We start from the raw sequence: 20,248 nt of genomic DNA, 5'->3' as shown, positions 1-20,248 counted from the left end.
ATGCTTTTTAATTTTATTTACATCTGAATCTGGGTGCCCAGCTCGACCACACGGTTGGGTGGAATCTGATAGAAATCACTGACCGGACTGGTATTGCGCTGCATGGAAATAAACAGTTTTTCCCGCCACGGTGCCATACCCTCACCCACAGTATGCATAATCCGTTCACGTGAAATAAAGAAACTGATCTGCATCAGATCATATTCAAAACCCCATTTTCGATAAGCCTGTTGTAAAGCTACTGGAATATTGGGCTGATCCTTAAAACCATAATAGATAAATACCCGATAAAAATGCTCACTCAATTGTTCCAGTTCAACCCGATCTTGCTTAGCTACAAAGGGAACATCACGAGTAATGACCGTGAGCATAATATTACGTTCATGCAAGACTTTGTTGTGCTTGATATTATGCAGCATGGCATGCGGGACAATATTTGGTGTACCCGTCAGGAAAATGGCCTCACCTGGCACATATTTGGTACCTTCCCCCATTGAGATACTTTTAATAAACAGATCAATCGGCAAGGCATCCTGTTCCAGACGCTTCAAAACCAAAGCGCGTCCATCTTTCCAGGTCATCAAAATGGTAAACAGCACGGCACCAATCAGAATCGGCACCCAGCCACCCGAGGTGATTTTTAAAGAAGTTGAGGCTACAAAGACCAAATCCAGAGCCAAAAATGGCACAGCAAACAATGCCACTTTCCAGACCGGCCAACGCCATAAACCATAAGCCAGAATCGAGATCAGAATAGTACCGCAGAGCATGGTCATGGTCACTGCAACACCATAAGCACTGGCCAGATTGGCACTATTTTCAAACAGTAAAATCAGGATCAAGACCGAAATAAACAGCAGCCAGTTAATAAAGGGCAGATAAATCTGGCCACGTTCGACTGCCGAGGTATGCTTGACCGATAGACGCGGCAAATAACGCAGTTGAATGGCCTGATTGACCATCGAAAATACCCCGGTAATCACCGCCTGCGAGGCAATGACCGCCGCTGCGGTGGCCAGTCCAATCATCGGGAACAAGGCCCAGTCCGGCAACAGCATATAGAAAGGGTTGGCCAGCGCTTCAGGACTACGCAGCAACAATGCGCCCTGTCCGGCATAATTCAGCAATAAACACGGCAAGACAATAATAAACCAAGCCAGACGAATTGGCAGACGACCGAAATGCCCCATATCGGCATAAATTGCTTCCCCCCCGGTCATGGTCAGAATCACCGCGCCCATGGTCAGGAAAGCCACGTAGGGCTGATCAACCACAAAGTGATATGCCCAGTACGGATTCACCATCCAGAGGACAGACGGGGTCTGGATAATGCTCCACAAACCAAAACCGCCAATGGACAGGAACCAGAGCATGGTTAAAGGCCCGAAAAATTTCCCCATGGTGGCTGTACCGTGGCGCTGCACCATAAACAGCCCCGCCAGAATTCCAATCGATAGCGGTACCAGCCATTGATTGAAAATAGGTGTCGCAATACTCAAGCCTTCAATGGCAGACAGCACAGAAATTGCCGGAGTAATAATACCGTCACCAAAGAATAGCGATGCACCAATAAAACCCAAGGCAATCAGGAAAATTTTCTTTTGATCAGCAATTCGTGTGGTACGCAGATTTAATGCCAATAATGACATGATTCCGCCTTCGCCGTTGTTATCGGCACGCATGATGACCGTGACATATTTAAAGCTGATGGTGAGCATCATGCACCAGAAAATCAGCGACAGGATACCGAGTACAGAGGCCTCGCTAATGGCGAGATGTGCGGTGAGGAAGCATTGGCGCAGTGCATACAGTGGACTGGTGCCAATATCTCCGAAAACGACCCCAAGCGCAGCCAGTGTAATCACCGGGAGAGCTGCTTTTTGTGCAGTGCTTTGCATATATTGTCTTCGTTTTTAACAAGCATTTTTGCGAATCATAGCACCACATTAAAAGTTTTTCTGCAAATCAATTGTTTCAGCTTGGCACAGCTGGTTTTTTTCGCTATTATCCTCGGCCTATGGTGAGGTGTCCGAGTGGCTGAAGGAGCACGCCTGGAAAGTGTGTAAACGTTTATAGCGTTTCGAGGGTTCGAATCCCTCTCTCACCGCCAGAATTTAAAAACCCGAATCACATGATTCGGGTTTTTTTATTGCCTGAAATTCAAATTCGCATCTGCTTAGAATCATTAAACAATCCATCACCACCATGATTAAAGTTACTATGACCTAAGGAATATGGCTGTTCTAAGACGATTATTCCACCATATTTAAATTTTTCTTAAGCTTCCGTGCTTTTCTAGGTTCAATTTAAAAACTGGCATAAAAATAGCTTAATTCTATTGTCATCAAAGCTATGTTATGGTGCCTACAGAGGTGCTGAGAGGAGAATAAAAACCATAAAATAGAAAGAAATACAGGATTGATCGAGCCATTTAAACTTAAAGCTAAATAGATACACTGCTATTCGGAGAGCGAACATGAATAACAGCGCAAACTATGTAAAACAGATCAAAAATGCAAAACGTGGCGGTTATACCCCAACCATTGCCAAAGACATCAATAAACATAAAATTCAAAAAGCTCTGAGACTCATCGAACAGTGGAGAAGCCTCGCTCAAGAACTCAAACCTCAAATGCAGTTTGATATGGCCTTTACTTTAGAGGAATGTGCACAAGAATTAGACCAGATCCTAAAAAAGCGATAATCCCTTTTAAGCGATTGACCCATACTAAACCCTGTACATTCACCCTCGCCCATATCTGCCTATATGGGCGTTTTCTTGATCTTTCGATAAAAGACAGTTTAGATAGAATGAACCGGAAAAACGGTAAATCGTACCAAAATAGCTTGAACGGTTATTTTTTGGCTTGCGTAGCGAATGAATTTCTGTAAAATGCACTCCACCATGCCGGCATAGCTCAGTTGGTAGAGCAACTGACTTGTAATCAGTAGGTCCACAGTTCGAATCCGTGTGCCGGCACCATATCTTAGCCTCGCTTTTTAGTGAGGCTTTGATGTTTCTGGGCTTGGTATTTTTCAAACTTGAATTTTTCGACGTTTTCTTACGCTGTTTTAGTCCTTCGATTGTGCCGTTACCTGCACATATCTCACGATCCCTTCCTGATATAATTTTTGGCATAGCTTTGCTGTCATTTGAATTTTAAAATGATCCAAGCCTGAGCCTTGAATATGATGACCGGCTTGTTTTGAATTCAAAGTTTTTTGTACATAATCCGCAAAGCCAGAAAATACCGGCTCGGATAGATCCTGAATCTGAATATTTTTAAATTCAAAACGATCCAGACACGCATACAGTGCACCAACAGACATTAATTCTTTTAAATTTATATCGGCAGATTTCAGTAACAGCTGATATTTACGCTTTTGAAATGAATTCAAATTTTGCCAACGTTCCGATAACACCAGATGATGAAAACCAATTCGTGCATTTGGCTTTAAAACACTGCTGATTTGTTGCAAAAGTAACGGAACCGGACTGTGATAAGCTGCATCCAGACACAGCACCACATCAAAACGCTGGGAAAATTGTAATTCGTTTAAACGCAGAAACGAGGCCTGATAGATGGCATTCAGTTCTGGCAGATGTTGCTGAATAGTGGCCACGCAAGCCGCTTGTACTTCGACACCGGCCAGATATTGCACTCGGTAGTGCTGTTGCCAGTGCAATAAACTTGCACCCTGACCACAGCCCAGATCCAGCAATTTATCTTTTGAATTCAAATTGACACTCTGCGCGAGCTGATCGGCCAGCGTGCGACAGGCAGCAACATAATCCTGCTGTCCTGCCTGCCAATAGCCCAAATTACTCCAGGGCAATTGCGCCTGATCCCCCAGCGCCGCTGCATGAATTGCATATTTATGCTGAGGAAAGCGCTGACGCAATGCCTGAAGCCATTGCATCAATTAATAACCCAGTTGCGGAGCAACCTCGACCACAGGTTTTAAACCCTGAAACGGTAAAGGCGCACCGAAAATTTCCGCAATCTTCATCGCTGAGGTCACAGCCGATTCCAGAATGGGCAAACCGTCACATGACCATGAACCGCAGAAAAAGACTTTGCGATTGGCTTCCAGATGACGCTGCTGTAATTCCTTGTTCAGCGCCACGGTATTGGCATCGACCACCGCACGCGTCAGCATGACCGAGGTAATCACCTTTTTCGGGTCAATCTCGGTCACCGGACGCCAAGTCTGGAACACTGCCGACTTGCCGACCAGAGAAGGTTCAATCGAGTTGAGCCACACTGTAAATTGCTGACGGGTAAACTTACGATCCATCATATAGCTGAGCACAGCCCAGTCTTTACGTTTTGGCGGCATCACGCTGGCATCGGTATGAATCACCAGTTCGCCCTGTTCGAATTTGAATTTCTTCAATAATTCAATTTCGCTGGCAAACTGGGTTGGATCCAGGAATTGCTCAATTTTAGTGGTTGGCGTCGCGACAATGACCCGGTCAAACAGTTTTGAATAACCGGCCGCATTTTCAACTTTGACCTGATCGCCCTGCTCTTGAACCAGTGTAATCGCTGAACCATCTTCAATATGAATACCTTCCACCAGTTTGTCGACCAGCGCCGGTGTTCCGCCTTGCAAGCGTAGTAAGGCATCGCCATCAGTCAATTGACGCAGGAAAATCAATAAAGGTTTCGCCGGCCATTCACCAATGGTTTTCGGATTGCAGGTACAAATGGTATACAGTACCGGCATTACGGCGCCATGCCAGAACACTTCTTCAATCTCATTGCGATTGATAAATTCTGCCAGGCTGATGTCCTGATTTTTCGACTTAAAAAATTTGGTTAATGCCACTTTGAGCTGCAACAGGCCCTTGACCAGACGCCAGCCATACTGCTGCAAGCCTTTACGGTTATTGATAATTGGAATATTGCCGATACGGCTACGCGATGTGGTCAGCCAGGTTTCAGTTTTATCTTCAAATAACCAGCTGCAGGCCATATAGGTACGCACCGGATAAGTTTTAATGCCCAGATACGTGGCCAGACTCAGGGTGTTTTTCCACAGATAAGGATTCATCACACGTAAAGGTGCATCAATTAGCCCCCCTTCAAATTCAAGGCTATGACTGTCCATGCCACGACCTGGAAGTGCTTCAAAAATCGTGATGTGATGTCCTGCATCCTGGAGAATTCTGGCTGTTGCCAGTCCGGCCATGCCACTACCAATTACTGCGATATCCAAACTGATCATCCGTCATTGAAAAACTACAGAAATTATGTACCATGCGCCAATCAAACAGGTTATTAAAATCTTCCAGAATATATGTTTTTCGTAAAGGCAATTGGACGGGATAAAATCTGCTTTTCACTATTTTTTTGAACAGGTTACAAAATTCACCAAACTCAGGATTTTATTCATATTTTTTCCATATAACCAGAAAAATCACTTTAAAAACAAACATCTTAATTAACCATTTTTATAACCTTTGGTTGACAAACGCCCTTGAAAAACCTATGATTCACAGCATAATAAAACCATAAACCCATCAGATTCCACCAAGATGAGTTTATGCGTAAATTATTTAAAACGACAAGAAACTACAGCGCCTTATAAAATAAAAGCCTCTGCGAAAGCAGAGGCTTCTTTGTTTAACCGCTCGGTGTACTATTCAGCCTGCACCGCAATTTCACCAAATTTACCCTGATTAAACTCTTGAAATGCCTGCATAATTTCTTCCTTGCTGTTCATTACAAACGGGCCATAACCTTGAATGGGCTCATTGAGTGGCTCGCCTGTCAGTAACACAAACTGGGTATCCTGATAGGCTTGCAACTGAATCGCCGGATCTCCATCACGGGCAAACATTATAATTGAGCTGTCCAGGACTTTCTGGCTCGCATTGACCACCAGCTCACCCTTCAGCACGACTAACAGTGCATTATGCCCGGCAGGGATATGTAATGTGGTTTCATATTCCGCTTTCAGTTCACCATCCCAGACATTGATCGGACTAAAAGTATGAGCAGGACCTTGATGACCAGCAAACTCACCTGCAATCACCCGGATATGCCCCGCCTCTTCATCCATTTCAATCCGCGGAATAGCTGCCGCAGTGATCGCCTGATAACGTGGTGTGGTCATCTTGTCTTTGGCCGGCAGATTGACCCAGAGCTGTACCATTTCAAAGAGACCGCCATGTTTGGCAAAATCTGGAGAATGAAATTCTTCATGGACTACCCCTGAGCCTGCGGTCATCCACTGCACATCACCTGCCTGAATCGTGCCGCCACCGCCACTTGAATCTTGATGCGTCACTGCCCCCTGATAGGCTAACGTCACTGTTTCAAAACCGCGATGTGGATGTGAACCCACGCCATGTTGTACAGTCGTCGGATCAAAATGATAGGGCGCAGCATAATCCAGCAACAAAAACGGACTGATCGCCTGACCTAAACGGTCATAGGAAAACAGATTTTTGACCGGAAAGCCATCACCGACCCAATGCATGTTTTGATTACGGTAAACACCAATTACTTTTTTCATCTTTTAACTCCTATTACGATAGGATGAACATGCAGCCATTTTATGCCGGGCCAAGATGCGCTGATAGTCCTAAGCTGGAATACAGTATCTTATATATAAGACAATCTCTGCTTTAACTTCCCGAATTCAACACAAATAAACTAAAATTTTGGTCTAAATTTTTAATTATCCTATTTTTAAGATTATTTATCCCAGAATTTGGGCTTATTTTGTCCTGTTTTTAGCTCTAATATAAAAATCACCACGTCCCGGAACAGCCTGGGTTTGATCCAAGACGGGATGCTAATTTTATAGAGAGGAACAGAGAAATGGCAAAACCTTATGTACGTTTAGACAAAGACAATGCAGCCGTATTACTTGTAGACCATCAGACTGGTTTGTTGTCACTGGTTCGTGATATTGACCCAGATAAATTCAAAAATAATGTATTGGCGCTTGCGGCAGCAGCAAAATATTTCAATTTACCGACCATTTTGACCACCAGCTTCGAACAAGGCCCAAATGGTCCGTTGGTTCCTGAGCTGAAAGAGCTATTCCCGGACGCACCTTATATTGCTCGTCCAGGGCAAATTAATGCCTGGGATAATGAAGATTTTGTTAAAGCGGTAAAAGCCACGGGTAAAAAACAGTTGATCATTGCTGGCGTGGTGACTGAAGTATGTGTCGCCTTCCCCGGCGCTGTCTGCACTTGAAGAAGAATTTGACGTATTCATCGTGACAGATGCATCTGGTACCTTTAATCACCTGACACGTGATGCTGCATGGAACCGCATGTCACAGGCTGGTGCACAGCTGATGACCTAGTTTGGTCTGGCTTGTGAACTGCACCGTGACTGGCGTAATGATATCGAAGGTCTCGGCAGCCTGTTCAGCAATCATATTCCTGACTACCGCAACCTGATGAATAGCTATAACCAGAATACTGCCCAAAAATAAACCATACACATCTCTAAAATAAGCGGCCTTCGGGTCGCTTTTTGTTGGAACAATTAAATTAATCTGGCTTGGAAACAGTTTAGCCTGGCCCGGATTTCCCCTATGATGGGCATTGTATGAACGCAGGGCGATTGAGGTGAAAGGTGCATTCTTTTGATGACTATTATTATTTTTATCTGGTGGTCAAGCATGGCGGCTTCAGTGCAGCCAGTGACATCTCCGGAATCACCAAATCCAAACTCAGCCGACGTATTTTAGAGCTGGAAGCCCGTTTCAATGTCACCCTGATTCAACGCTCAACCCGACATTTTAAGGTGACCTCACTGGGCCAGGAATTTTTTGAGGAATGCGAAAAGCTGATTCAACAGGTGGAATGTGCCCGTAATGTCTTGCTCAAGCAGAAAAGTGAACCACAAGGCCTGGTCAAGCTGAGTTGTCCTTCGGTGATGATGCGCTACCAGATCCGCAGCCTGCTGAATGAATTCCTCAAGACTTATCCCAAGGTTCAGGTAGAAATGGAAATTACCAGCCGGCGTGTCGATGTGCTGCATGATGAGATTGACCTGGCAATCCGCACCAACTTTGAAGCCAATGAAGATTCCAGCATTGTCGTTCGCGATGTGACTAAAACCACGCATTGTCTGGTTGCCAGTCCGGAGCTGTTGCAAGGCCGTTCGATACACTACCCCACTGAGATCAATGACTTTCCGACCATCGTTTTAGGCACGCAGAAAAACCACTATCAATGGCATCTGCATCGTATCGACAGTCATGAACAGATGGATATCCCCCTAGAACCCCGCATCAAAAGCAATGACCTGGCCGGCGTATACTATTCTGCCCTGGATGGCCTGGGTATTGCCGATCTACCCTTGTTAACCGTGGAAGCAGATCTCAAAGCTGGTCGCCTGATCCATCTGCTGCCAGACTGGTGTTCCAATATGGGAACCGTACAACTGGTCTATGCCTCACGCAAAGGTCAGCGTCTGGTGATGGAAAAACTGATTGAGCATCTGGTCGAGGGCTTACGTGCCCGGGCAGAAGGCCATCAGGGCTATACCATTTGAATTGTGCTTTCATGTTGAGCAGCCAATAAAAAAATCCAGCACTGAGTGCTGGATTTTTTGCTTTGAAATAAAGTGAGCGAATTAGATTTTACCCACTAAGTCAATTGAAGGAGCAAGAGTTGCTTCGCCTTCTTTCCATTTCGCAGGACATACTTCACCTGGGTGAGCGTGTACATATTGCGCTGCTTTCACTTTGCGAAGCAGTTCAGCTGCATCACGACCAATACCACCGGCATTGATTTCAACGATCTGGATTTTACCTTCTGGATCGATCACGAAAGTACCACGATCTGCCAGACCTTCAGCTTCAATCAATACTTCAAAGTTTTTCGCCAAAGTCCAGGTTGGGTCGCCGATCATTGGGTACTGGATTTTACCAATTACGTCAGAGGTATCATGCCAAGCTTTATGGGTGAAGTGCGTATCGGTTGATACACCATAAATTTCTACGCCCATTTTCTGGAATTCAGCATATTGATCAGCAAGATCGCCTAATTCAGTTGGACAAACAAAAGTAAAGTCAGCAGGATAGAAGAATACAACCGACCATTTACCTTTCATGTCCTGCTCGGACACTTCCACAAATTGACCCTTGTGGTAAGCAGTGGCGTTGAATGGTTTGATTTCAGTATTGATTAAACTCATGAGACCTTTCCTCGTATATTGGTGAGATTGTTCATTCGATGAAGATAGAATACGAAAATTTTTTAAATAGGTAAAACCGTAAGTTTTTATAAAAATAATCGCTTTTCTAGATTTAAGATTTCTATGAGAATTACTGATCTGATTGATTTTCTCAATATGGAGCCTAGAATTTTGAACATAAGCCGAGCAGTTGAAATATAATTTTTTGCAACTTAGATTAGCAATGATAAAGCTCTGAGCTCTATCCAAACTAAACAAAGCAAATTCAAGACATAAAAAACCCACCGGATTCAGGTGGGTCTTGGATGAAGATTTACCGTTCTGATAAGTTAAAACGGAAGATCATCATCTAAATCAGCTGCAGGCGCTGCTGTTGGTGCAGGTGCAGATTTCGGTGCAAAACCACTCGGGTTATTGTTGCCATAACCGCCACCCTGATTGTTGTTGAAACCGCCTTGCTGCGGCGCTGAACCATAACCCGACTGCGGATTATTGCCGTAACCGCCACTTTGGTTGTTACTCGCCTGATTATTGTTATTAAAACGTGGCTGGTTAAAACTGTTGTCGCCCTGCTCGCCTTGTGAACGATTCGAGTCCAGCATCTGCATTTGATCACCACGGATTTCCGTTGTATAGCGCTCCTGACCATTTTGATCAGTCCACTGACGGGTACGTAATGAACCTTCAATATATACTTTAGAACCTTTACGCAGATATTGCTGCGCAATTTCGCCTAAACGGTTATGCAACACGATACGGTGCCATTCCGTTTGTTCTTTACGTTCACCGGTACTTTTATCTGTCCACGAATCGCTAGTGGCGATCGAAAATTGAGTGAGAGAACCACCATTTGCAAAAGTTTTGGTTTCCGGATCTTTACCCAAAGTACCCACTAAAATGACTTTATTTACACCACGCATTTGCTGTTTACTTCCTATATATTTCTGTATTTTACTTTATAAGAGTTATGCTTAAATGGCTACCTCTTTACCTAACAAGTGCGTTAATTGTTGTCGCGAAGCATCATCAATCTGCTGTTTATCGACTTTTATATAGGCAACTTGCTGTTCAGCCATCACCACGACTTCTTCAATACCACGAATCGCCAAAAGCTGAGAAGTCCATTCGTCAGTTTGTCTGCTTTCCGGCAATCGCAGTACCAATGAGGACAGATAACGCGGCTGAGCCAGACCAAAACTCATCAGCAGCCAGATTATCGCGATCCCGGTCAGGATACTCCAGCCCATCGAGGTATTATTGAGCAGCAACAATTGACCACCGATCATCCCACCAAAGAAGGCACCCAAAAACTGGCTGCTGGCATTCACGCCCATTGCCGTCGCTTTAGACTGGATCGGTGCAGCTTTAGACAGCCAGGAAGGCAATAAGGCCTCCATCACGTTAAAGGCAATAAAGAACAGGCCCAGGCCAATGAGCAAGATATATTTGGATTCAAAACCAAAGACCATCACCATTAAACCCAGAATAATACCGCTAATCGCCACCAGAAAAATCGCGCGCATTTTGTGGTATTTTTCTGCCAGAATGATACTCGGAAAAGCAAAGAACAGACTTAGCACCAACAGGGGTAAATAGACCAAGCCATGACTGGAAAGCGGCAGATCTGCAAACTCGATCAGCTGCGAAGGCACATAAATAAACATGGCTGTGAGCAATAAATGCAGGGTAAACACAGATACATGCAGACGATTCAGATCGCCAATCTGGAGCACCTGTTTCAGTTGGGTCAGATAACCCTGTTGAAAGTTTTTATGATGCCGCGTGACTTTAGGCACCATAAACAGCATCGCAATGGCAGCCAATCCCATCACCGTAGTAACCCAGAACAATCCCGAAATGCCAACCAGACCTGTCAGCCAAGGCCCGAGACTAAATGCCACCACAAAAGACAGACCAATACTCATGCCCATGATTGCCATGGCTTTCATGCGGTTTTCTTCACGCGTGACATCGGCCAGCAAGGCCATGACGACAGCGGATACTGCGCCACCACCGGCAATGGCACGACCGATAATCACGCCATAAATGCTGTCAGACATGGCTGCAATCGCACCACCCAAGGCAAACAGCAGCAGTCCTAAAACAATCAAAGGCTTACGGCTGTAGCGGTCTGCAATCAGGCTAAATGGTATCTGTAATAAGGCCTGAGTCAAACCATAGACCCCGACCGCCAAACCGATCAGTGCAGGCGTTGCATCGTCATAGGCCTGCCCTGCCACAGAAAACACCGGGATAATCATAAACAACCCCAACATGCGCAGTGCAAAAATACTGCTCAGGGCAAAGGTTGAACGACGTTCTAAAGCATTCATCATAAGTTATGGCGATTGGGTTAATTAATCTGGAGCCCAGATTATAGGACATTCAGCTCAGGAAGAAGACATGAATTTTATTTGAAATAAAGATGATGCCGATCTAAAAATGAAAAAGCGCAGCCGGAGCTACGCTTTTCAATCAGGTACAGCGCTTTATTTTTCCAAGATGGCCTGACGCTTTTTATACTGGATTGAAGCGATCACTGCCCAGACAATGAAGGCGACACCGATCAGACCGGTAACCACTTCTGGTACATGCAGACCGGTTCCGCTGGCAATCATAATAAAGGCCAGTGCACCAATCGCATAATGCGCTCCGTGTTCCAGATAGATATAGGCATCCAATGTGCCCTGTTCGACCAGATAAATGGTCATGGAACGCACAAAGATCGCACCAATTGCCAGACCCAGCATGATGATAACCACGTCTGAGGTAATCGCAAAGGCACCGATCACGCCATCAAAACTGAATGAGGCATCCAGAACTTCTAAATACAGGAAACCACCAATACCGGCTTTCACTACACCCGTCGGTACACCATTTTCATCATGACGAATCGCATTGCCTTCTTCATCGACTTCCGGTTCACCGCCGAGCATATGACTGAGAACCTGCACCCCGATATAAATCACGATACCCCAGATCCCGGCCATGGTCACTGCCAGACGCTTGGCTTCATCGACATTGGCTGCCATGATTAACAAGGCCACCAGTGCAATAAACACCGACATCGCCGGCACATTGGCCAGATTGGACAGACGGCGTTCTACCCGTCTGAACCAGTGCGTGTCTTTTTCTTCATCCAGGAAGAAGTTCAGGAATACCATCAACAGGAATGCCCCACCAAAAGCTGCAATTTCTGGATGATGCGCCATGAGACGGGCTGAATATTCTTTTGGATCATTCAGGGCCAGACGTACCACTTCCATAAAGCCCAGGTCTGCAGTCACTGCTACAATGACCACCGGGAAGATCAGACGCATCCCGAAGACTGCAATCAGAATACCGACTGTCAGGAACAGCATTTTCCAGAAATGATCCCAACCCCGTAGGACTGAGGCATTAACAACCGCGTTATCAAAGGACAACGACACTTCCATAATCGCCAGAATAGCGGTGATGGTTAGCGCTGTGAGCATGGTTTGCAGGCCTGCTTCAGGACCATGGGTATAACCCCAATACGCAGACAAACCAAGACACACGATCGAAAATGCAATCGAGAAACCAAAATGTTTCAACATACACAACGACCTTGGATAAATTAAATAAATGTATGGCTGCGAAAGAGCAGCAATACGAATAGGAAAAGTTAAGCTAATTATGAAACTTTTAGCGCATAAACCAAAGCACTTCCTGAGCTGTTTTATCTTATTTTCTGTTTTTAAAATTTGCCGATCTTTTAAACAGCCCGATCTTTGCTATAGTGCCGCATGGTTTAACTTGAACTGCGAAGGATTTTCAGCATGAGTTTTTCACAAGAGCTATGGCAACGTAATCTCGGGCTTTATCAGAAGACCCTGGCCCTGCCCTTTAATCAGCAACTGGCGCAAGGTACTTTAAGCCGTGAAGCCTTTAGTCATTATGTAATTCAGGATGCGCATTATTTACTGGCCTATGGCCGTGCACTGGCCGTGTGTGCCGCCAAAGCTTTTGAAGCGGACGATGTGATCCAGTTTGCCGAGGCAGCCAAAATTGCAATTGTAGTGGAACGTAGCCTGCATGATGGCTTTATGCAGGATTTTGGTATTAGCAAAGAGCAGTTTGAAAATACCCCGCTAACTCTGGCATGTCATCACTATACCTCTTACCTGACTTCAACCGCCTGGTCAGAAAGCTACCCGGTGGTGCTGGCCTCGTTGCTGCCTTGTTTCTGGATTTATGCCGAAGTTGGTAAAGATATTGTCGATAACTCTGCGCCGAATAATCCGTATCAAGCTTGGGTGGATACCTATTCAGGAGAAGAGTTCCATACTGCAGTGCGTAATGTGATTGCGACCGTTGACCGTGTTGCGGCGCGTGTCGATGCCGATACACTAGAAAAAATGCATGCAGCTTATACCCATGCTGCCCGTCTGGAATGGTTATTCTGGGACAGTGCCTTTGAGCAACGCCAGTGGCCTGGTCTGGATGAATAAGACAGACGAATAAAAAAGGCCCTGTTTAAGACAGGGCTTTTTTTGTCATAGCCGTTCAAAAAAATTTCTGCTGTCATAAACCCATCATAAAAACGGCTTAGTCTGAAAAAACAAGGATAGAACGGGCTGGTACGCTAGATCTAGATATAAGCCCAAAATTGCCGAACAATAATTAAGAATAATTATCAATTAATAAAATCAATCCCGGAAAGAGGCAGATAATATGGACACTTTAGGCACCGAAGCGATTCGGGCATTTTTCACCCTGCAATGTTGCTGGTTCAACAATGAAGAAATCTATCTCGAACAAGGCTGCCTAGATTGTGGTTCGGCAGCGACTTATCTGATTTACCACACCAACACGCATATCCAGAAACACCTGCTGAAATTTATTGAAAAGTATCGCTGTCATCAGGCACGCCGTAATGATTTGCTTGACTTGGATTTTTTCCAAAAAGACTATGAGGACTTTCTGCACATTCTGGAAAATGAAGTGAATTTTTATGCACGTCTGCATCATGATGTGCCACGTGACCGCTACTTTGAAGAGATTGAATCTATCTTTGAACGCCGCTATGCAGCGGCTTGTTAAGAACTTCCCTCACGTCTAGTCATTCTGAACAGTGAAGCGATCTACTGTGATATTTCTCGGTATTGTGATGAATTGACCAATCACCGACATAACTTGACGTTTAAAATACTTTTATTTGCACTTGAACATTTTTCATCCGGTATCATATAAGGGTTTTTGATGAATATTCTAGGATCCTTGCATGAGCCAAAGCCACATCCGTATTCGAGGCGCACGTACCCATAACCTGAAAAATGTGAACCTTGATATACCACGCGACAAGTTTGTGGTGATTACGGGACTGTCTGGTTCAGGTAAGTCCTCGCTTGCCTTTGATACCTTATATGCCGAAGGTCAGCGCAGATATGTAGAATCGCTGTCTGCCTATGCACGCCAGTTCCTTTCACAAATGGAAAAACCGGAAGTCGATTCGATTGAAGGTCTCAGTCCAGCCATCGCGATTGAACAGAAATCGACCAGCCATAACCCGCGTTCTACCGTGGGTACCATTACCGAAATTTATGACTACTTACGTCTGCTGTATGCACGTGTCGGTACGCCCTTCTGTCCAGAACATGACCTGCCGATGGTGGCACAAACCGTCACGGAAATGGTCGATGCAGTCAAAGTGCTGGAAGAAGGCACAGCCTTAATGCTGCTTGCCCCGGTAGTGCGTGAGCGTAAAGGTGAATATACCGCCTTATTTGAGCAGTTACAGAGTCAAGGTTTTGTCCGTGCCCGCGTCGATGGCGAGATCATGGAAATTGATCCGCCACCAGAGCTGGACAAAAAGAAAAAACATACCATTGAAGTCGTGGTCGACCGCTTTAAAGTCCGTGATGATCTGGGCAACCGTATTGCAGAAAGTTTTGAAACTGCACTGCGCCTCGGTGGCGATATTGCGATTTTATCCTGGATGAAGGATGAACATGATGATCGGGTATTTTCTGCCAAGCATTCCTGCCCGGAATGTGACCGCGCTGTCGCAGAACTGGAACCGCGTTTATTCTCGTTCAATAACCCTTTTGGTGCCTGTCCGGTCTGTGATGGTCTCGGCACCCGCAGTCATTTTAGTGCCGATAAACTGATTCCTAATCCTGAAGTCAGTGTCAGTCAGGGTGCCATTCGAGGCTGGGATCGTCAGCGTCCTTATTATTACGGCATGATCCAGAAAGTCGCCGAGCATTTTGATTTTTCTTTAGAAACGCCGTGGAATGAACTGGATGCCGACACCAAGAAGAAATTCCTGTACGGCACCGGCAAAGAAAAAATTGATCTGAGTTATATCGATGAGCGTGGCCGTCGTCATAATCGGGTGATTCCGTTTGAAGGGATTTTGCCGCATCTGGAACGCCGCTACCGTGAAACTGAAAGTAATTATGTGCGTGATGATCTGGCGCAGTATCTGTCCAATGCTGCCTGTGATGCCTGTGATGGTTCACGGCTGAATGAAATCTCGCGGAATGTGAAAATTCTGGACAAGACCATTGCCGACATTACCCGCATGTCGATTGGTGATGCCGAAAGCTATTATCAGGACATTAACCTAGAAGGCGCACGCGGAGAAATCGCCGACAAGATTTTCAAGGAAATCCGTGAACGTCTGCACTTCCTGGTCTCAGTCGGTCTGAATTATCTCAGCCTGTCGCGTTCTGCCGAAACATTGTCGGGCGGTGAAGCACAGCGTATTCGTCTGGCTTCCCAGATTGGTGCCGGCCTGATGGGCGTGATGTATGTGCTGGATGAACCCTCAATTGGTCTGCATCAGCGTGACAATGACCGTCTGCTGCAAACCCTAATCCGTCTGCGAGACTTGGGCAATACCGTCTTGGTGGTCGAGCATGATGAAGATGCAATTCGTGCCGCCGATCATATTATTGATATTGGCCCGGGTGCAGGTGTACATGGTGGATATGTGATTGCTGAAGGGACTTATGATGAAATTCTGGCCAATCCTGACTCGCTGACCGGACAATATTTGTCTGGCAAGTTAAAAATTGAAGTGCCGAAAAAACGGATTCAGCCACCTAAACCTGAAGAACAGATCAAGCTGATGGGTGCATCTGGGCATAACCTGAAAAAAGTCGATCTGACCATTCCTTTGGGCATTATGACTTGTGTTACCGGGGTATCGGGTTCGGGTAAATCGACCTTGATTAACCGGACATTGTTACCTTTGGCGGCGACCCAACTGAATGGTGCAACCACTTTAACATCGGAAAAGTTTGAATCGATTGATGGCTTGCAGTTCCTCGACAAAGTCGTCGATATTGACCAGAGTCCGATTGGACGAACCCCACGTTCCAATCCGGCCACTTATACCGGTTTATTTACCCCGATTCGTGAACTGTTTTCACAAACTCCGGAAGCCAAAGCACGTGGTTATGCCGCGGGTCGTTTCTCGTTTAACGTGAAAGGTGGTCGCTGTGAAGCCTGTGAAGGCGACGGCATGATCAAGGTGGCGATGCATTTCCTGCCGGATATGTATGTGCCTTGCGATGCCTGTCATGGCAAACGTTATAACCGTGAAACGCTGGAAGTGAACTATAAGGGCAAGAATATTTCCGATGTCTTGCAGATGACAGTTGAAGATGCCATGCATTTCTTTGATGCCATTCCGGTGATTCACCGTCGTCTGGAAACATTGCATCAGGTGGGTCTGGGTTATATCCGTCTGGGTCAGTCTGCTACCACTCTTTCTGGTGGTGAAGCGCAGCGTGTCAAACTGGCGCGTGAACTGGCCAAACGCGATACCGGTCAAACCCTGTATATTCTGGATGAACCGACCACGGGTCTGCATTTCCATGATATTGCCAAGCTGCTGGACATCCTGCATCAGCTACGTGATAAGGGTAATACCATTGTGGTGATTGAGCATAATCTGGATGTGATTAAAACTGCTGACTGGGTGGTAGATTTGGGACCTGAAGGTGGTTCGGGTGGCGGTATGATTGTCGCGGAAGGTACGCCTGAACAAGTCGTGAAAGTGAAAGCATCACATACGGGTAAATTTTTGAAGCCGTTGTTGAAATAAGCTATACAAGATTTATCAGCCCTTCTTTTATCAAGGAGGGCTTTTTATTTTTCATGATCCTATTGAACGATATTTCTTCAGCCAATTGTGCCAATATTTGATCATCTACCTTTTTAGCATCATGAGATGAGATATAACCTTCATAGGCATCAAAATACTTATCTATTGAAGAATGAATTGGCTGCCAGTTTTCATGCGTCTTTTTAGTCTGATGCATTGGAAATAATTTGGCATGAACATGGTCAACTTAAGGCTAAAGATCATCCAAATTAAATCACATGACTGGCAACATGGATGTTGCCCGTTTGACTGTGCTAAAGGGACTTAGCATCATTCGAACAAATGCATTTGGCTACTTTTGTGCAGTCAAAAGTAGAGAAGGAATCTTTTAGACTAAACCTCAGCCACCACATTCCGTCCCTTCGCTTTGGCTTTAAACAAAGCATCATCTGCATTGGACAATAAAGCTATCCAGGAGCCAGCACCAATGGCAACCCCGATACTGACCGAAACCTGAATCTCGTCTCCTGCTGCAGTCACAATATGACGCTCAGCCACTTCAGCCCGGATTTTATCAGCCACAATCAGTGCCTGCTGCATCTGGATATTTTCAATCAATACCAGAAATTCATCGCCGCCATAACGCACCAACAAATCTGTAGCACGGACATTGGCCTGTAAACGCTCGGCCACCAGTTGAATCACCTGATCGCCAATAATATGCCCATATTGATCATTCACCTGTTTAAAATGATCAATATCAATAATCATCAAACAGGTCTGGCTCAATTGACCCGGCTGATTTTCCATAAAGCGGATATATTCTTCCAACGCAAAACGGTTGGCCAGCCCGGTCAAAGAATCGGAATGAGCAATATTTTTTAAACGGAATTCTAGCGCATCGCGTTCTTGCAACATTTGTTGCAATTTCTGAATGGCAGCGAATAAGGAATCAGAATGATTCACTTCACGCAGCCGCATATCAATTTTCTGACGACCCGAGTTTTTAGACAAACTCAACAACATGCGGCGTGCCTGAATAAGTGGCAAAAATACTTGTTTGCGTGCAAAGATCATGGTGGAAATCGCGGTCAGTAATGAAATCAACGATACCAACACGCTCCAGATCAAACGCTGCATATTGCTGTTCATTTCCTGAATAGCGGCATCTCTGCTGTATTGCAGCAGATAAGTTTGCAGGTCTACCACAGTCGCAAATTTATCTACGATCGCTTCAGTCAGCTCTGTTCCGCTCAAACGGTAGTCACGTTGCTCCAGACTGTCACTGATCAGCTCACTCACAATCGGTAAGCCTTGCTGAATAAACTCGGTTTCTACCCGCCGATGTAAACGGATGAATTCCTCAGTCTTATCTTGAACAGGTTGAATGGTATCAATCAAGGCCCACAAATAACGCACCTGATGTTGGGTCTGTAAAGAGCGGGTAATATTTTCAGTGGGAAGCGGAGCTTCAAAAGTCACATGTGCCATGATAGACGAGGCCACACGACCGGCCTGATCACGTAAATCTGATAAAAATAGAATCTGGCTAATATAGTTATTCAGAGGGGTCGATGAGCTATCTGAAGCCACCGCCACGTCACGCAAAAGTTCACGGCAACTTTCCCAGGCAGCAAACATCGCCAGAATCGCCTGATCAAGTTCCTGAGCACTGCGCAGCTGACGCGGCATCTGGGTATAAGCATCAACCTGTGCACGCCCTTTTTTCAAACTATTCTCAAGCTGTGAAAGTTGCTGACTCAGGTTGTTAAACCCGACCTCCGTCAAGACATCCGCGGTCTGGGACAATTGCCGATCCACCTGTTGACGATAGCTGATTAACTCTTGCTGATGCTGGGCAAATTCCTGCACCGAACTGGACATGGCTTTATTGGCAGGCGCACGCTCACGCGAAATTTTATTCGCCAGATCAGCGACCTGCTGTAAGGCATTCAATTGTTGATAAGTTTGTCTGGATTTTAAATAACTTTGACTGCTACTCACAATTAAGGGAATACAGATGCAAAGTAAACATAAAATAATAATCGACATCGACCAGTACAAACGTTTACTGATCCACTCAGAGCGTAAGGTATTCATGCTGTTGTATTACGCCCCAATATGACAAGCAAAGCTAAATAGATTGATTATTATACAAATAAAATGAAATACTCTTAAAGTAGGTATTCAACTTAGTTAATGTTTTTTCTATATTTTTTTGATTTTAATTTTTAAAAGCGCTACTTTTTAAATTCAGGCTAAAGTTTTATGGGTTTTATCCTACAAAAAATACAACACAAATACAGGACTTTTAAGCATTAAAAAAAATATCAAAACTTGCTTTCCGCACTATTTACACATGCAACAATTGGGTGCATAATGCACCGCATTAGGGCGAGTTAAATTATTCCTCAGCAGATATTTTAGTTTACCCGCAAATTTTGGCGAAAAAACCCCAGTTTTCTATGAAAACTGGGGTTTTTTTTAGTGCTTATATTTTTAGGTCATCTATTAATGAATTAATATGCACCATTTTAGTGCTTTATTTTTACTATTTTTATTGCTGAAGTTCATTGCTACAGAACAGTTTCTATCTTAGAAGATGAGTAGAAAGTAAATAAAAAGTGCGGATAAAAAAAAGCCCAACCTTGGGGAAAGCTGGGCCAATAAAAAAATTGTGGAGAATCACGTTAAATCATGATGAAACATCAACTTTAACCTGATACTGATATTATGTAAAAATCTATTAACAATGTAAAGCCGATTGGCCTAGTCGGAATTAAAAAGTATCACATTTTGGTTCAAAAAAGAGACACCTATTACAATTCTAGAGAAATTCTGCATTAAATTTGTACAATTTATAATAAAGCGTGATGAATTATATAATTCATCTTATATTTTTTGACATATTTATGAATTTATCTTTAAAACATAAATTGAATTTGGCAATAAAAGAAATCAATTCAATCGAATTAATGAATTAAATTATCCACACATT

At 44.6% G+C, this 20,248-nt stretch carries 14 protein-coding genes, 2 tRNA genes and 1 pseudogene; 8 read left to right on the top strand and 9 right to left on the bottom strand.

The features are described 5' to 3' along the window. Positions 1 to 17 precede the first annotated feature (17 nt). Positions 18 to 1,898 carry a potassium transporter Kup gene (locus tag FTV48_RS05255; RefSeq protein WP_179999598.1) on the bottom strand — a complete coding sequence of 627 codons (1,881 nt, stop codon included), beginning with the start codon at positions 1,896 to 1,898 and terminating at the stop codon, positions 18 to 20. A 121-nt stretch (positions 1,899 to 2,019) separates the two neighbouring features. Between FTV48_RS05255 and FTV48_RS05250 the strand changes: the two genes are divergently transcribed. The 3 genes from FTV48_RS05250 to FTV48_RS05240 all read left to right on the top strand — a co-directional run bounded on the left by FTV48_RS05250 (position 2,020) and on the right by FTV48_RS05240 (position 2,983). Further along, positions 2,020 to 2,110, top strand: a tRNA-Ser gene (locus FTV48_RS05250). A gap of 366 nt (positions 2,111 to 2,476) precedes the next feature. Further along, on the top strand, positions 2,477 to 2,704 hold the full coding sequence (locus FTV48_RS05245; protein WP_179999596.1) for a hypothetical protein: 228 nt from the start codon (positions 2,477 to 2,479) through the stop codon (positions 2,702 to 2,704). Between the two features lie 203 nt (positions 2,705 to 2,907). Then, positions 2,908 to 2,983: transfer RNA gene (locus FTV48_RS05240), tRNA-Thr, on the top strand. 89 nt (positions 2,984 to 3,072) lie between these two features. Here FTV48_RS05240 and FTV48_RS05235 read toward each other — a convergent pair. The 3 genes from FTV48_RS05235 to FTV48_RS05225 form a co-directional block, all read right to left on the bottom strand. Further along, positions 3,073 to 3,921 carry a cyclopropane-fatty-acyl-phospholipid synthase family protein gene (locus tag FTV48_RS05235; RefSeq protein WP_100356958.1) on the bottom strand — a complete coding sequence of 283 codons (849 nt, stop codon included), beginning with the start codon at positions 3,919 to 3,921 and terminating at the stop codon, positions 3,073 to 3,075. A gap of 3 nt (positions 3,922 to 3,924) precedes the next feature. Next, complete coding sequence (locus FTV48_RS05230) at positions 3,925 to 5,232, bottom strand: FAD-dependent oxidoreductase (protein WP_005173177.1); 1,308 nt, start codon at positions 5,230 to 5,232, stop codon at positions 3,925 to 3,927. 414 nt (positions 5,233 to 5,646) lie between these two features. Then, a complete protein-coding gene (locus tag FTV48_RS05225; RefSeq protein WP_005095152.1) occupies positions 5,647 to 6,525 on the bottom strand; it encodes a pirin family protein in 879 nt (292 codons plus the stop codon). Positions 6,526 to 6,833: 308 nt separating this feature from the next. Here FTV48_RS05225 and ycaC point away from each other — a divergent pair. Both ycaC and FTV48_RS05215 read left to right on the top strand, forming a co-directional pair. After that, a pseudogene (ycaC, locus tag FTV48_RS05220) lies at positions 6,834 to 7,461 on the top strand (isochorismate family cysteine hydrolase YcaC). Between the two features lie 143 nt (positions 7,462 to 7,604). Then, positions 7,605 to 8,528 carry a LysR substrate-binding domain-containing protein gene (locus FTV48_RS05215; protein ID WP_179999594.1) on the top strand — a complete coding sequence of 308 codons (924 nt, stop codon included), beginning with the start codon at positions 7,605 to 7,607 and terminating at the stop codon, positions 8,526 to 8,528. Positions 8,529 to 8,609: 81 nt separating this feature from the next. Here FTV48_RS05215 and ahpC read toward each other — a convergent pair whose 3' ends face one another. From ahpC to FTV48_RS05195, 4 genes are all read right to left on the bottom strand, one after another. Then, positions 8,610 to 9,173 carry an alkyl hydroperoxide reductase subunit C gene (ahpC, locus tag FTV48_RS05210; RefSeq protein WP_005095146.1) on the bottom strand — a complete coding sequence of 188 codons (564 nt, stop codon included), beginning with the start codon at positions 9,171 to 9,173 and terminating at the stop codon, positions 8,610 to 8,612. Between the two features lie 329 nt (positions 9,174 to 9,502). Then, complete coding sequence (gene ssb / locus FTV48_RS05205) at positions 9,503 to 10,093, bottom strand: single-stranded DNA-binding protein (RefSeq protein WP_005095120.1); 591 nt, start codon at positions 10,091 to 10,093, stop codon at positions 9,503 to 9,505. 51 nt (positions 10,094 to 10,144) lie between these two features. Further along, a complete protein-coding gene (locus FTV48_RS05200) occupies positions 10,145 to 11,509 on the bottom strand; it encodes an MFS transporter (RefSeq protein WP_179999592.1) in 1,365 nt (454 codons plus the stop codon). A gap of 153 nt (positions 11,510 to 11,662) precedes the next feature. Beyond that, positions 11,663 to 12,751, bottom strand: coding sequence for a DUF475 domain-containing protein (locus tag FTV48_RS05195; protein WP_159138372.1), 1,089 nt, complete (start codon positions 12,749 to 12,751; stop codon positions 11,663 to 11,665). A 222-nt stretch (positions 12,752 to 12,973) separates the two neighbouring features. On the opposite strand from FTV48_RS05195, the gene tenA reads away from it, so the two are divergent. The 3 genes from tenA (at position 12,974) to uvrA (ending at position 17,250) form a co-directional block, all read left to right on the top strand. Continuing rightward, complete coding sequence (tenA, locus tag FTV48_RS05190; protein WP_159138373.1) at positions 12,974 to 13,645, top strand: thiaminase II; 672 nt, start codon at positions 12,974 to 12,976, stop codon at positions 13,643 to 13,645. Between the two features lie 223 nt (positions 13,646 to 13,868). Beyond that, entirely contained in the window at positions 13,869 to 14,237 is a 369-nt protein-coding gene (locus FTV48_RS05185) for a hypothetical protein (protein ID WP_159138374.1), read from the top strand. A 181-nt stretch (positions 14,238 to 14,418) separates the two neighbouring features. Then, on the top strand, positions 14,419 to 17,250 hold the full coding sequence (uvrA, locus tag FTV48_RS05180; protein WP_179999590.1) for an excinuclease ABC subunit UvrA: 2,832 nt from the start codon (positions 14,419 to 14,421) through the stop codon (positions 17,248 to 17,250). 393 nt (positions 17,251 to 17,643) lie between these two features. Here uvrA and FTV48_RS05175 read toward each other — a convergent pair whose 3' ends face one another. Beyond that, positions 17,644 to 19,350, bottom strand: coding sequence for a diguanylate cyclase (locus FTV48_RS05175; protein WP_179999588.1), 1,707 nt, complete (start codon positions 19,348 to 19,350; stop codon positions 17,644 to 17,646). Positions 19,351 to 20,248 lie beyond the last annotated feature (898 nt).

Origin of the sequence: Acinetobacter sp. YH18001 (assembly GCF_013416975.1) — a bacterium.
GTDB lineage: Bacteria > Pseudomonadota > Gammaproteobacteria > Pseudomonadales > Moraxellaceae > Acinetobacter > Acinetobacter pseudolwoffii.
The sequence above is the reverse complement of the archived record's forward strand: the minus strand, read 5'-3'. Positions and strand labels throughout refer to the sequence as shown.

Coding starts and splice junctions, on each gene's coding strand:
- FTV48_RS05255 (WP_179999598.1), bottom strand. CDS start 1,898: ATGCAAAGCACTGCACAAAAAGCAGCTCTCCCGGTGATTACACTGGCT.
- FTV48_RS05225 (WP_005095152.1), bottom strand. CDS start 6,525: ATGAAAAAAGTAATTGGTGTTTACCGTAATCAAAACATGCATTGGGTC.
- FTV48_RS05175 (WP_179999588.1), bottom strand. CDS start 19,350: ATGAATACCTTACGCTCTGAGTGGATCAGTAAACGTTTGTACTGGTCG.
- ahpC (WP_005095146.1), bottom strand. CDS start 9,173: ATGAGTTTAATCAATACTGAAATCAAACCATTCAACGCCACTGCTTAC.
- FTV48_RS05245 (WP_179999596.1), top strand. CDS start 2,477: ATGAATAACAGCGCAAACTATGTAAAACAGATCAAAAATGCAAAACGT.
- tenA (WP_159138373.1), top strand. CDS start 12,974: ATGAGTTTTTCACAAGAGCTATGGCAACGTAATCTCGGGCTTTATCAG.
- ssb (WP_005095120.1), bottom strand. CDS start 10,093: ATGCGTGGTGTAAATAAAGTCATTTTAGTGGGTACTTTGGGTAAAGAT.
- FTV48_RS05185 (WP_159138374.1), top strand. CDS start 13,869: ATGGACACTTTAGGCACCGAAGCGATTCGGGCATTTTTCACCCTGCAA.
- FTV48_RS05200 (WP_179999592.1), bottom strand. CDS start 11,509: ATGATGAATGCTTTAGAACGTCGTTCAACCTTTGCCCTGAGCAGTATT.
- FTV48_RS05235 (WP_100356958.1), bottom strand. CDS start 3,921: ATGCAATGGCTTCAGGCATTGCGTCAGCGCTTTCCTCAGCATAAATAT.
- FTV48_RS05230 (WP_005173177.1), bottom strand. CDS start 5,232: ATGATCAGTTTGGATATCGCAGTAATTGGTAGTGGCATGGCCGGACTG.
- FTV48_RS05195 (WP_159138372.1), bottom strand. CDS start 12,751: ATGTTGAAACATTTTGGTTTCTCGATTGCATTTTCGATCGTGTGTCTT.
- uvrA (WP_179999590.1), top strand. CDS start 14,419: ATGAGCCAAAGCCACATCCGTATTCGAGGCGCACGTACCCATAACCTG.